12 protein-coding genes are annotated in these 14,253 nt (G+C 32.2%); 1 reads left to right on the forward strand and 11 read right to left on the reverse strand.

Annotation, left to right across the window (positions count from 1 at the left end):
- Positions 1–38: 38 nt before the first annotated feature.
- From ELQ11_RS07210 to topA, 6 genes are all read right to left on the reverse strand, one after another.
- Positions 39–806 (reverse strand): hypothetical protein, encoded by a 768-nt coding sequence (locus ELQ11_RS07210; protein WP_083263155.1) that lies wholly within the window; start codon positions 804–806, stop codon positions 39–41.
- A 39-nt stretch (positions 807–845) separates the two neighbouring features.
- Complete coding sequence (locus tag ELQ11_RS07215; protein ID WP_052949470.1) at positions 846–1,610, reverse strand: 3'(2'),5'-bisphosphate nucleotidase CysQ; 765 nt, start codon at positions 1,608–1,610, stop codon at positions 846–848.
- Positions 1,611–1,690: 80 nt separating this feature from the next.
- Positions 1,691–2,959: a citrate synthase gene (locus ELQ11_RS07220; protein ID WP_134225222.1), complete on the reverse strand. Its 1,269-nt coding sequence runs from the start codon at positions 2,957–2,959 to the stop codon at positions 1,691–1,693.
- Between the two features lie 114 nt (positions 2,960–3,073).
- The gene (locus ELQ11_RS07225) at positions 3,074–4,249 is read right to left on the reverse strand and encodes a cation:proton antiporter (protein WP_072223923.1); all 1,176 of its coding nucleotides are present in this window, start codon (positions 4,247–4,249) and stop codon (positions 3,074–3,076) included.
- On the reverse strand, positions 4,230–5,066 hold the full coding sequence (locus ELQ11_RS07230) for a biotin synthase (RefSeq protein ID WP_074487266.1): 837 nt from the start codon (positions 5,064–5,066) through the stop codon (positions 4,230–4,232). The genes ELQ11_RS07225 and ELQ11_RS07230 overlap by 20 nt, the downstream gene beginning before the upstream one ends.
- A 1-nt stretch (position 5,067) precedes the next feature.
- Entirely contained in the window at positions 5,068–7,170 is a 2,103-nt protein-coding gene (topA, locus tag ELQ11_RS07235; protein WP_126230522.1) for a type I DNA topoisomerase, read from the reverse strand.
- Between the two features lie 194 nt (positions 7,171–7,364).
- Between topA and ELQ11_RS07240 the strand changes: the two genes are divergently transcribed.
- On the forward strand, positions 7,365–8,636 hold the full coding sequence (locus tag ELQ11_RS07240; RefSeq protein ID WP_044778601.1) for an MFS transporter: 1,272 nt from the start codon (positions 7,365–7,367) through the stop codon (positions 8,634–8,636).
- Between the two features lie 67 nt (positions 8,637–8,703).
- On the opposite strand, the gene ELQ11_RS07245 is transcribed toward ELQ11_RS07240, so the two are convergent.
- From ELQ11_RS07245 to rpsE, 5 genes are all read right to left on the reverse strand, one after another.
- Positions 8,704–10,716, reverse strand: a complete 2,013-nt coding sequence (locus tag ELQ11_RS07245) for a CocE/NonD family hydrolase (RefSeq protein WP_126264572.1) — start codon at positions 10,714–10,716, stop codon at positions 8,704–8,706.
- Positions 10,700–11,953: an MFS transporter gene (locus tag ELQ11_RS07250; RefSeq protein ID WP_126264573.1), complete on the reverse strand. Its 1,254-nt coding sequence runs from the start codon at positions 11,951–11,953 to the stop codon at positions 10,700–10,702. Before ELQ11_RS07250 ends, ELQ11_RS07245 begins: the two co-directional genes overlap by 17 nt.
- A gap of 191 nt (positions 11,954–12,144) precedes the next feature.
- Positions 12,145–13,410, reverse strand: a complete 1,266-nt coding sequence (gene secY, locus ELQ11_RS07255) for a preprotein translocase subunit SecY (protein WP_002860827.1) — start codon at positions 13,408–13,410, stop codon at positions 12,145–12,147.
- Positions 13,410–13,802, reverse strand: coding sequence for a 50S ribosomal protein L15 (gene rplO / locus ELQ11_RS07260; protein ID WP_002851292.1), 393 nt, complete (start codon positions 13,800–13,802; stop codon positions 13,410–13,412). Before rplO ends, secY begins: the two co-directional genes overlap by 1 nt.
- Positions 13,803–13,806: 4 nt before the next feature.
- On the reverse strand, positions 13,807–14,250 hold the full coding sequence (gene rpsE, locus ELQ11_RS07265) for a 30S ribosomal protein S5 (RefSeq protein WP_002779428.1): 444 nt from the start codon (positions 14,248–14,250) through the stop codon (positions 13,807–13,809).
- Positions 14,251–14,253: the final 3 nt, after the last annotated feature.

Below are 14,253 nucleotides of genomic sequence, written 5' to 3' on the forward strand. Positions count from 1 at the left end.
ATTTGCAAAAACTGATTAAAGATATCTTAAACTAAAGCTTAGTTTAAGAGCTTTAGGTGGAAAATTTGGTTTTTGATAACATCAGCTAGCATTTTTGGCATTTGGTTTATAATATCTTGATAATTTTGCTTTGCATCTTGATCTTTTAATGTCAAATTTAATTTTGCATTTTTAGCTGAAAGAATTTTTCCATTGCTTGTAGAAATAATTTTAAAATTAACATTAGCCACACCCTCTTTACTAGTTGTGATAAAATAATTTGTAATATTTACATAAAAATCTTGCAAATTTACCACCACAACATAATCTGTAAATTTAGCATACATTTTAGCCTTATCTTTTTCTTGTGTTAAAAAAGGACTTACATTTATAAGTTTTGCATCCTTAGGGCTAAAATATGACAAAGTTTTAGGACTTTGATAAATACCATTTGCAGCAGAATTAACCCAATTAAGCTTTAAACTTTGAATCAAATTTTTAGCAAATAATGTAGAAAATTCCTTATCACTCACCCTAAAACCATCTAAAAAATAACCAAAATTTTTCCTAAAAGTTAATACAATAGCAAAATCAATATCCTTATCTTTGGTGATTTGCGATTTTTTTTCAATCAAGGTAGAACTATCGAACAATGCTTTTTGTTGATTTAGATTTGGATTTGCAACATTTTGATTTAGATCTATTAGCTCAAAACTATCTGCGCTTTTTTCAATTTTAATAACTTTTTTCTGAGAAAAATTATTTGCCAAAAGATTAGAGCTTAAAACTAAACTTAAAAACAAAATGAAACAATACCTCATCTTCATCCCTATAAATTATTTAAATATAAAATTATACTCTTTATTTTATAAAAAATCTTGTAAAAAATTCTTAGATGAAACACAAATAAAAGGACTGGATTTATAATTTAAAGGGTTATATAAAATGTATTTTTTAGAAAAATCTCCCATAAATCCTCCATTTTGATTAATCAAAAAATCTCCTGCTACAATATCCCAAATATTAAGCTTTTCAAATCTTTTATAAACTCCTGCCCTAGCCTCTAAAATAGCACAAAATTTCAATCCAGAACCTATATTAATAGCTTCTAATTGATGCTCTTTTGCAAAGTCTTCATCTTCTTTGCTAAGATGATTAACACTCAATAAGGCTTTATATTTATTTTTCTCGTATTCTTGCTGGTCAATTTGCAAAGGTTTATCGTTTTTATAAACCTTGGTTTTTGCATGAGCATAGAATATATCACCTTTTGATGGATTTTGTATAAGCGATAAAACAGGGCGATTGTCATGAACTAAACTTATCATAACACAAAATTCATCACTGCCTTTTAAAAAACCACTTGTTCCATCAAGAGGATCGATAAGCCAAAAAGTTTTTAATTCTTCACACTCTTCTTTGCTGAGTAATTTTTCTTCTGATAGAATTTTAATATCCGTAGAACCTAAAATATCATTTAGAATTTTATTAGAAGCAAGATCTGCTGATGTAAGCGGGCTTTTATCTTCTTTTTCCCAAGTTTTAAAATTTTTTCTCTCTTCTAAAATAGCTTTAGAAGCTTGATTGCTAGCATTTATAGCAATTTCTAAAAATTTATCAAGATTAAGCATGATTATAAGACTTTCTATAAGATTTTTTAAAATTATACAAGAAGATTTTGTGGAATTTTTAATTTCCACAAAAATTTTAATTAAATTTTACTAGTTTCACCCAAATAAAGTTGTCTTGGACGGACTATTTTAAGACTTTCTTGCTCTTTTTGTTCTATCCACTGAGCTATCCATCCTGGGGTGCGTCCTATAACAAATAAAGTAGCAAACATTTCATTTGGAATACCTAAGGCTTTTAAAATAAGTCCGCTATGAAAATCAACATTCGGATATAGCCCTCTTTGAACGAAATAATCATCATTTAAAGCAATCTCTTCTATACGCGTTGCTACTTTAATAAGATTGGTATCAATACCCAACTCATCAATAAGTTGATCACGAAGTTTTTTAAGTACTTTTGCTCTAGGATCAAAATTTTTATAAACCCTATGTCCAAAGCCCATCAAACGGAAAGGATCGTTTTTATCCTTAGCCCTTTTGATGAATTCATCTACCCTATCAACACTACCTATTTGCTCAAGCATTCTAATAACACCTTCATTAGCTCCACCATGTGCATGACCCCAAAGTGCACCAATACCTGCTGCTATACAGGCATAAGGATGAGCATGAGTTGAACCCACAGAACGAACCGTTGAAGTTGAAGCATTTTGCTCATGATCTGCATGAAGCATAAAAACTGTATCAAGTGCTTTTACTTCTATAGGTTTAAGCTCTACATGATCGTAAGGATAAGTTCTTAACATATATAAGAAATTTTCTGTAAAACCACGATCTAAATTTGGATAAGCCATAGGAAAGCCATGTTTATATCTATAAGCGGTGGCGACTATAGTAGGGATTTTAGCTACTATTCTAGCTGCCATTTCCATATATTCTTCTTTTACATTCATGTTTAAATGATCAGGATAAAAAGCACTAAGCGATGAAACAGCACCTTGTAAAACTGCCATAGGATGAGCATTATCAGGGAAAGAATCAAAAAGACGATGCATACCTTCATGGATAAAAGAACGCTTTTTCATTTCATAACGAAACGCTTCAAGACGCGTAGTATCAGGTAGTTCTTTATAAAGTAAAAGATGAACCACATCTAAATAAAGTTTGTTTTCAGCAAGCCACTCTATAGGATAGCCACGGTGCATTAAAATTCCGTTTTCTCCATCAATATAAGTGATTTTTGATTTACAAGTAGCCGTAGAAGTCAAGCCCTCATCATAAGAAAACATTCCTGTTTGTTTATAAAAACTTGACATATCTACAACGCTTGGGCCAGTTGTACCATCATATATAGGAAATTCATAGCTTTTTCCATTTCTATTATCGGTTATAGTAACGGAATTTGACATTTTTGCTCCTTTTATTGTTACTTTTATTAATTCTAACAAAAAAGGGCGATTATGAGTTTTTTTATTATTAAATTTTTAAGATTTTGTTTGCTTTTTTGAGTAAAAAAGTAACTTTCATTTTTTAGAATTGGAAAGAAATTTAATCATACTCATAACAATAATAGCCTCAAACAACGCTGTTAAAATAAGTGCTGAATAAAGCTTCTCATCAATAACCTTGCCCGAATAACCCAGAGTAGCTGTTGCTATAAGCAAGGTTAAAGGCATAGAATGACTAAGACCAAATAAAATCATATTTTTAAAACCAATTCTTTTTAAAAAAACACTTGCACATAAAATTCTTAAGCCCACCATAACAAACATAAGTAAAAATGCTTGTAAAACGATTTTATAATCTAAAATCATTTTAAGATCAAAGGTTGAACCTATATGGATAAAAAAAATAGGGATCAAAAACCCGTGTCCAAAAGTAGAAAGCTTGTGCTCAAGATCTTTTTTATGATCAAAAAAAGTAGCTATAAATGAACCTGCTATAAAAGAACCAAGAACGATTTCAAGTTTTGTAATAACCATAGCAACAATGATCAGTATAAAAATGGCCATACAAAATCTTATATCTTTTTCATTTTTATCTTCCCATGGCATAAGCACAACTTTAAGCTGAGGATACCACCAAAAAAGCACACCAAGCATTTTAAATCCAAGTAAACAAAGCCCCAAAAAGATATTAAGATATAAAATACTTTGCACTACATCAATAATACCCGTTCCTTCGCGCAAAAAAGCTCCCGCTATAGTCAAAAGCACAATAGAAATCACCTCAGCTAAAGTAGCTACTACCATAGCAATATTTAGCCAATAACACTCTTTTCCAAAATCCTTAAAAAGCAAAGATAAAAGCCCTACACTCATCACAGGTATAATGATAACAAATACTAAAGAAAGTCCAAAAATCCATACTATAAAAGAAGATAAAGCATAAAGTAAAAAAATATAAAAAAAGCTTTTTTTGACAACTTCTTTATCCATATTGAAAAAAGCTCTTAAATTGACTTCCATACCCGCTATAAACATTAGATAATAAAAACCTACATTTGCTAAAAGTGCAAAATTTTCACTTTTTCCTATAAAACCAAAATATGCAATTACCGCACCTAAAATAATTTCAGTAGCCGAAATAGGTAAGCGAAAAATTCTCGCAATATGCGGAGAAAAAAGCAAACACAAGGCTATAACAATAAGAATTTTTAAATCAATTAAAGCCTGCGTATCAATGACACTCTGATGCAAAAGTAAATCCCATTTCTTTTAATTTTATTATATCTTGACTTGGTTCTTCACCTTTAGTGGTTAAATAATCCCCTATAACAATAGCCCCAGCACCTGCTTGAAAAATTTCATATTGTCTTTCTCGTAATACCACTTCACGCCCGCCTGCTATCATTACCACGCTTTGCGGTAAAGCCTCTTTGGTATCACGAACAATTTTTAAGGCTTCATCAGCACTAAGTCTTGGAACTTGTAGTTTTAAATTTTCATTTGCTATAAAAAAATTAATAGGCGTTGAAAAAGGTTGTAATTCTTGCAAAGATTTTCTAAAACTTAGCCTATCTTCTTCACTCTCACCCATACCATAGATTCCACCACAACAAAGCATAAGCCCTGCTTCTTTAGCGTTTAAATTGGTTTGAAATCTACTTTCCCAAGTATGAGTGGTGCAAATTTGTGGAAAAAATTCCTTAGAAGTTTCAAGATTGTGATTATAAGAAAAAATTCCTGCTTTTTTAAGTTCTTTGAGTTGTTCCACGCTTGCCATGCCATTACAGGCAATTAAAAGCAAGTTAGGCACTTCTTTTTGCACGGCCTTAGCAGCCTCGCAAACATACTCAAGCTTTTCATCATCAAGTCCAAGTCCTGCCGTAACCAAACAAAAACCCAAGGCTTCATTTTTCTTTGCCATTTTTGCTTCTAAAACAATTTGTGAAAGTTCTTTACGACGATATTTTTGAATATCTGTTTTTACATATGCACTTTGAGTGCAGTATTTACAGTCTTCTGAACAATTTCCACTCGCTATATTTGAAATAGCACAAAGCATGATTTGCATTCTAATCCTTCATTTCTTTTTTGATTTTACATTTTAAACATTCTAAAAATGTACCTTTTTTAAGCTCTTTTATCACTAAAGTTTCGCCACACTCTTCGCATTTTTCTTCACTTGGTTTGTATTTGCTTATAAAATTGCATTTTGGATAAGCGCTACAGCCATAAAATTTACCACGTTTTGAAAAGCGTTCTACGATTTCACCTTTTTGACAACTTGGACAAGTAATACCTGTACCATTAGCTTTAGCTTTTGCGGCAGTATTTTCGCTTTCATTTTTACTTTCACTTTTTAAATTTCTTGAATACTTACATTTTGGGAAATTTAAACACGCTACAAATTCTCCAAAACGCCCTTTTCTAATAGCAAGTTCCCCACCACAATCAGGACAACTTTCACCTAATTTTGTAACAGTTTTTTGACTAGCGATTTTTGTTTTTCCTTCTTCGATTTTTCTCATAAAAGGATAGTAAAATTCTTTTAAAGTTTCTTGCCAATCTGCCTTATCTTCAGCGATTTCATCTAGGGTATTTTCAAGATTTGAAGTAAATTTGCTATCTACTATATCGCTAAAATTTTTTTCAAGCACTTCGGTTACATTAAAAGCAACCTCGCTAGGAATGAGTTGTTTTTTATCTATTTTTACATAATCACGACTTGTAAGTATAGAAATGGTTGGCGCATAGGTAGAAGGACGACCTATACCTAAACTTTCAAGTTTTTTTACAAGTCCAGCTTCTGAATACCTTGAAGGTGGTTCGGTAAAATGTGAGTTCATTTCTAAATTTTGTACTTTTAAATTTTCACCTATTTTAAGATTTGGTAAAATTTTATCCTTATCCATATCACCATAAACTTTATAATATCCATCAAAAAGGATTTTTCTACCGCTTATTTTAAAAACTGCTCTATCATTTTTTACAAATACATTTTGGGTTTGAGAGATAGCAGGATTTATTTGACAAGCTAAAAAACGATTGTAAATAAGTGTGTAAAGTTTTAACTCATCTTTGTCTAAAAATTTGGACGCAATTTCTGGAGTAAAACTTAAATTTGTAGGGCGTATAGCCTCGTGAGCTTCTTGAGCGCCTTTGGCTTTTGTAGTGTATACATTTGCTTTACTTGGAAGATAGTCTTTGCCAAAATTTGCTTGTATGAATTTTCTTGCATTCTCTATAGCTTCTTTGGCCAAATTTAAACTATCGGTTCTCATATACGTAATAACCCCCATCACGCCCTCGTGAGTATTTACTCCTTCATAGAGTTTTTGAGCTATCATCATGGTTTTTTTAGGATTAAAACCAAGGCGATTGCTAGCACTTTGCTGCAAAGTTGAAGTCATAAAAGGAGGCGGTGGAACGATTTTTCTTTCTTTGCTTTCAATGTCGCTTATAGTATAAGCTTCATTTTTACAAGCCTCTAGTATAAGCTTAGCACGATCTTTGTTGGTAATGGTAAGTTTTTCTATCTTAGCTTTATCAAACTCAACTAGTTCTGCATCTAAATCTTTTTGAAAAATCATATCTATGCTAAAATATTCTAGTGGTACAAAGGCACGAATTTCTTTTTCACGATCGACTATGATCTTTAAAGCCGCACTTTGAACACGCCCTGCGCTAAGTCCTCTTTGAATTTTTTGCCCCAATAAAGGGCTGAGTTTATATCCTACAATGCGATCTAAAAGGCGTCTAGTTTGTTGGGCATTTACAGAGTGCATATCTAATTTTCTTGGATTTTTTAAAGCATTTTCTATAGCACTTTTAGTAATTTCATGGAAAACGATGCGTGGCAAGGTATTTTCATCTTTGCCTATAGCTTTTGCAATATGATAAGCTATGGCTTCTCCTTCTCTATCCTCATCCGTTGCAAGATAAACTTCTTTGGCATCTTTGGCTTTGCTTTTAAGTTCTTTAACTAAGGCGCTATGATCACTTGTAATTCTATACTCAGGGATAAATTCATCATCTTCTATTTTAATCCCAAAGCTTGATTTAGGTAAATCTCTAATATGTCCTTTAGAAGCGATAACTTCATAATCTTTTCCCAAAAAATTTCCTATGGTTTTAGCTTTTGCAGGAGATTCTACTATGATTAAATTTTTCTTCATTTTGCACCCTTGTTAAATAAAAAGCTGAATTTAGCTAAAAATATTTAAAATTCTACTTATAAAATATATTTTAATTAAGCTAAAATATTTTAAAAACAAAACTATCATAACAAAATAAATAAAATATAATTTTAAGTAATTTTAAATACAAATCATAATTTTTGGAGTATAATAAAATAAAAAAGGCAAAAATTATGAATAGCAAAAATTATAAATTTCATCCAAATGACACAAAAATGGATAGAAAAATAATTCAAATTACTGAAAAGTCCGGATTTAAAGCGGCTGTGTTTTCTATGGCCGCTATGACTATGCTAGGAAGTGTGGTCATTTCATCTGCTCTGCCTGCTATCAACAGACATTTTGAAGAACTTTTAACCCAAAGTGGCGCTACTCTTGCTTCAAGTTTCACATTAACTCATCTTGATATACTTGTTCGCTTAGTTTTAACCATTCCTGCTATTTTTGTTGTCATTTTATCTCCATTTGCTGGTATTTTAATGGATAAATTTGGCAAATTAAAATTCATTCTTCCAGCTATGGTGATTTGGACTATTTCTGGGGTAAGTGGCTTTTTCTTAAATGATATTTATGCTATACTGACTTCAAGAGCTATTTTTGGTATGGCAACTGCTTTTATAATGACAGGCGCTTCGGCTTTACTTGGAGATTATTATAGTCGCGGTGGCTTTAATCGCAGAGAAAATGCTTTAAGTCTTCAAGGATTTTTTTGTGCGGTAGGGGGTGCTGTTTTTATTTCTATTGCGGGATTTGTTTCAAGTTATTCTTGGCGTTATCCTTTTTTGGTATATGGACTTGGAATTTTAATTACCTTAATGGCTATCATTTATCTTTTTGAACCTAGAAAATTTAAATTCTATAATCATACAAAAATAGAAGCAAAAACAAATTATTGGCAATTTTTTCCTATCTATTTTATAGGTTTTTTTATCATGGTAGTTTATTATATTTCGCCAACTCAACTTCCTTACTATATAGAAGAACATTTAGGATTGGATCCTAAATATATAGGTATTTCGATGTCTGTGTCTGCACTATGTTATGGTTTTTTCTCTCTAAGCTATAGATATATTATAAAATTCTTAAGTATTAAAACTATCTATGTTTTAACTCTTTTTATCGTATCTTGTTCTTTTTTGCTGCTTTTTTTAGTAGATAGCTTTTTCACAGTTTTAATCGCCTTAGCTTTGCTTGGAATGGGCGGAGGTATTATGCTTGTAAATAATACGGCTTATCTTTTTTCAATCTGTCCTGAAAATGCTCGCGCTAGGGCTTATGGAATTTTAGCAAGTTGTATATTTTTAGGACAATTTTTAAGTCCTATTATCTCTCAACCTATCGTTAGGCAAATGGGTCTTGTAGATGCTTTTTTAATATGGTCAATAGTAATTTTTATAGTGTGCATTGTGTTTTTATTTTTAAAGCAAAAACCTAGGATAAATTAATTCAATTAATTATATTCTTCATAATTTTTAATTAAACCTGATAAATTTAGATTTAATTATCTAGGATTTACAAACTCTTTCGTAGAGTTTTATAATTATAATTTTTATCAAAGACAAGTTTTTCATTTTCCTTAACCTGCATTTTACCCTTGATATAAAAATACTCCTTATCACTGGTTTGAGTAAGAATAATATCAGCATCCATCATGCAATTTTCCCTACCAATTTTCATCTTTTGAGTGATAGTGTATTTAGCACTTAGAGGATCTTCATTTTGAAGGACTAGCTCTCTTTTAAGATTGTGTTCTACTAAAATATCAATCTCATCAAATCTATAAATACCTTCGCCAAAAACTCCACCCACTCCATCGGTTATACAAGTGTAAGTATCGCTTAAAATATCATAAGTTATACTCCTATCTACCCTACCTTCTTTAAGCAAAGTAAGAGGAGTTAAAGGAGCACTTTGAGCTTCTAAATTCACTTTATTGCTATCCTTGCCACTAAAAACAGGTAAAGCAAAATCGCATTCATTTAAATCCAAAGTCAAGGTCACATTTTCAGGCATAGGCCAAAACATAGGCCAAAAGGTTGTAGCCAAAGAAAGTCTTATCTTAGATCCCTTAGCAAAACGATGCCCACAACAATCAAGCCTTAGCTCTCTTTGGATCCATTCATTTTTTATCAAGGGTGTAAATTCACTTCTTTCTTTATTTAAGGCTAAATTTAAAACCCCATAGCTCACCCTTTGTACAAAGCCATCTTCCCTTACTTCACTAAGTTGTGCAAAAAGCATAGCTTTAGGCTTATCGCTATTTAATTTCACTTTTAACAAGGGATAACCTAAAACATCAAGCTCATCTTGCAAAATTTCACTTTCAAAAACCACAGCCAAACCATCATCTAATCTTTGATCTGCAGGACTTTCTCCCAAAACGGCTGCTCCCATCCACTCTCCAGCTAAAAGTCCATGATTTTGTGGGGTATTAATCTTAATGCTTTGCTTGCTTTTTTCTTGAGTGAGTCTATAAGGATTTAAAAAATAGGTATGATAATTTATATCCTTACTAGGATAACTTTCTAATCCCACAAAACGCCCTTTAACCTCACTCACTTTAGAACTAGGTTTTAAAGGATCTTCTATATAAGCTTGTATCATAGGACAATCAAGAACATCATTATCTTCATCTTTTAGCCATTTATCCCACCATTTTAAAGCTTCTTGTAAAAATCCCATAGCAGGAGCTGGAAAACCATCGTGCGGATAAACATGAGCCCAAGGGCCTATAATGGCTTTTCTTGAAACCTTTAAACCTTGCATGAGAGTAAAAACAGGATTGGTATAAGAATCAGCCCATCCATCTAAAGCAAAAACAGGTACTTGTATATCCTCATAATTTTCACTCACCGAGCCATGTTTCCAATACTTATCCTTTAAATTATGTTCCATCCATAAAGCAGGCCATAAAGGCATATTTTCAAGTCTATGAAGCCATTTCTCTCTTCCATTTGGATCGATTTTTGGATCTACAAAACGGGCTTGATAAGCAAGCATGATATTGCCCCACCAAAAATTATCATTGAGTAAGCACCCGCCTTTATAATGTATATCTTCATTGTATCTATCATCGGTAAAACCCACCACTATAATGGCTTTTAAATTCTTAGGTCTTCTAGCAGCCACTTGCAAAGAATTAAAACCACCCCAAGACTTACCCATCATGCCTACTTTGCCATTGCACCATTCTTGTTTGGCTATCCATTCTATAAGCTCTAAGGCATCATCTTGTTCTTGCTTTAAATACTCATCTTTTAAGAGCCCATCAGATTCCCCACTGCCTCTCATATCCACTCTTACAACAACATAACCATTGCCTGCAAAATAGCCATGCATAGGTTCATCTCTTGTTCTTGTACCATCATTTTTTCTATAAGGAATGTATTCTAAAATAGCAGGAAGTTTCTCATTGGTTTGTGGAAACCAAATTCTAGAAGAAAGCCTTGTGCCATCCTTTAAAGTAATCCAAATATTTTCTATCACTTTCACTTTAAATTTAAAATCTTTAATTATTTTCTTCATATTTTTTTCCTTTTTTATTGTATTTTTTTATCCAAAACAAACAAAAAATAGCACCCATAATAGCCATAGCAATCATGATACTAAAATAGATATGAAAACCCTTTACTCCTTGATATTTATCAAGCAAATCTCCTGCTAAAACAGGTGCAAAAACTTCAGGCAAATATCCAAAAGTAGAAACTATACCTATGGCCATACCAGCTAAATGTACAGGAATTTTACCCTCGCTTAATAAAGAATAATAAATACTAAAATTAGAATACATAGCCACATAAACAATCACACAAGCTAAGGTTAAAGCCACCATTTGTATAAAACCACCCCAATAAGCACTAAACATTAAAAGCACCACTCCAAGTCCCATGGTTACAAAACCCACTAACATAACCTTAGCCTTTCCAAAACCATCAGCTACAAAACCACCTACTATAGAAGCAATGGGGCGTATATAAGAGGCTAAAACCGCTAAAATAGCTGCAAATACAGCAGAAGTACCTATAACATTACTCGCATAAGGGGTAAAATAATAAAAACTCATATTGAAAAAATAAGTACAAAAAGTGATGGCCACCACAAGCCATAAAGCAGGATTTTTAATAAGAGATAAAAAATCACTCCATTTTAAATTTTCACTTTTTTCATGCTTACCCTCTTTTAAAAGAAAAAACAAAATCACTGCACTAATTATAGGAGCTAAAGAATAAAAAATGATAATCATCTCTATACCCTTAGAAGCTAAAGCCTTGGTTTGAAAATAGCCAAAAATAGCCGTAGCAATAGCTAAATGTATAGCGCTAACCACACCACGACCCCCTTCAAAGACCCCATAAGCTCTTGCTTGCTCTTGCTCGCTGGCTAAAGTGCGTATGATTTTCATCAAAGAAGGCCAAAAAGTAAGAAGCGAAGTAATACCCCAAAGCCCATAAATAATCATAAGAGCCTTAAGCGAAGCAAAATAAAGATGAAGCAAACCCCCACATCCTGTAGCCACCAAAGAAAAGATCAAAAGCTTCTTAGGAGCAAAACGATCTGCTAAATATCCACCCAAAGCATAAGAAAAAAGTCCTAACAAACCATAAGCACTACCTAATAAACCCATTTGAAAATTATCTAAATGATACAAAGCCATATAATCATCATAATAATACTTTCTAAAATAAGGCAAACCATAAATAATAGAGCCACAAAAAGAAAGCAAAATCAAAGTGAAAAAATTCTTTTTTAAAGTATTCTTCATGGCTTCTCCTAAACAAATCTAATTTTAGTATTACATATTTTTAGTATTTTTTTAAAAAAATTAGAAAAATTTTAAAAGCTAATTTAAATTTTTGTAGATTATTTACACATTTGATAAAAATAAAACATACAAGAAAAAGAATAAAATAAAAAAATTATTTCAACAAGGAAAATTACCCTTGTTGAAATATATTACAAACCTACCGCACTTAAAGTTTGGTATTTACTCATATAAATTTGAGCTTCAATTTTTCTCATTGTATCAAGCGCTACTTGAACTACAATAAGTACAGAAGTACCGCCAAAATGAAAAGGCACACCCATAAATTTCACCAAAACCCAAGGCAAGGTTGCAACAAGCCCTAAATAAATAGAACCTGATAAAGTTAAACGAGAAGCCACTTCATTAAGATAATTTGAAGTTCCTTCACCTGGACGAATTCCAGGGATAAAACCGCCTTGCTTTTTCAAATTTTCTGCTATGTCTTTAGCGTTAAATACAATAGAAGCATAAAAATAAGCAAAGAAAATTACAAACAAGAAAGTTAAAACATGAAACAAATAACCATTTGGATTTAAAAAGTCATTAATGGCTTGCAGATAAGGATTTGTACTAGTTTGTAAAATCGTTGTTGGAAACATCAAAATCGCACTAGCAAAAATCGGTGGAATAACTCCACTAAGATTGAGTTTAATAGGAATATAATTCATAATGCGTTTGTTTTGATTTTGCATTACAACTTTACGAGAATAAGAAATAGGAATTCTTCTTTCTCCAAGTTCTACATAAATAATCACGCCTATAGTGATTAAAATCAAAGCAAAAATTGCAAAAGCGGTTAAGAAATTCATCTCACCTGAATTAATTTGTCCTACAGTTCCTGAAATCGCTCTTGGAATACCTGAAACAATACCTGCAAAAATGATTAAAGAAATACCATTTCCTATACCTCTTTGTGTAATTTGTTCGCCAAGCCACATTAAAAGCATAGTTCCTGCAAGCATAGAAATAGCACAAAGTGCGATAAACATATTTAAATCTTCCACCATTATAGCCCCTGCACCACCACGACCATGTAAGCTTTGCAAACCTATAGCAACGCCTATACTTTGAACCAAAGTAATCACAATAGTCGCATAACGGATAATTTGCATATATTTTTGCATACTATCACGTTCTTTTTTCATCTTACCGATATTTGGAAAAGTTGCCGCAAGAAGCTCCATGATAATAGAAGCAGTAATATAAGGCATAATACCTAAAGAAATGATAGAAAAGCGTTCAGCCGCTCCACCACTAAAAACATTAAATAAACCCAAAGCATTGTTTTGATTGTTATTAAAAAATTCCGCAATCACATCAGCATTGACGCCAGGAACTGGCACATAAGCCAGAACCCTATAAGCAAACAAAAATGCTAAGGTGATTAAAATCTTATTCGTCAATGCTCTATTCATTATTTTGATCCGGTGACGCTAATATTCTCGTCTTTGATTTTTGATACTAAGTCTTTTGCACTTGCACCAATTAATTTGATTTTATTCACAGATTTTGAAATTTTGTGAACACTTTTAATGCTCTCAAATGTAATTTCACTAAGCTCTTTTACAGCTGTGATTTTTTCAACATTAATCACATAAGGTTTTTGAATTTTAGAAGTAAAACCTACTTTTGGTAGTCTTCTTTGAAGTGGTTGTTGACCCCCTTCAAAACCTCTTTTTTCATTATAACCTTTTCTAGCAGTTTGACCTTTACCCCCTTTAGTAGCAGTCTTACCCATGCCAGAACCTTGACCACGGCCAATTCTTTTAGTTTTATGCGTTGAACCCGCTGCTTTTGTTAAATTCATCTTCTTATCCTTTTAACATTGTTAAAGCTTTGATTGTAGCACGAACCACATTAGCTGAATTATTTGAACCCAAAGACTTGGTTAAGATGTCTTTAATACCTGCAAGTTCCACGATAGGGCGTGTAGAACCACCCGCGATAACTCCTGTACCTTCACTAGCTGGTTTAAGTAAAATTCTACTTGCGTTGTATTTTACCTCTACATCATGAGCGATAGTTGAGCCTTTAGTTTTAACTTCAACGATATTTTTAAACGCATCGTCAACAGCTTTACGGATAGCATCTGGAACTTCCTTAGCCTTACCATAACCAACACCTACCAAACCTTTGCGGTTTCCAACGATAACTAAAGCAGTAAATCTAAATCTTCTACCACCTTTAACAACCTTAGTAACTCTGCCGATATCGACGATTACTTCTTCAAATTCTTCTCTATTATATTTTTCCATCGA

Source organism: Campylobacter sp. US50a (assembly GCF_004379015.1).
GTDB lineage: Bacteria > Campylobacterota > Campylobacteria > Campylobacterales > Campylobacteraceae > Campylobacter_D > Campylobacter_D jejuni.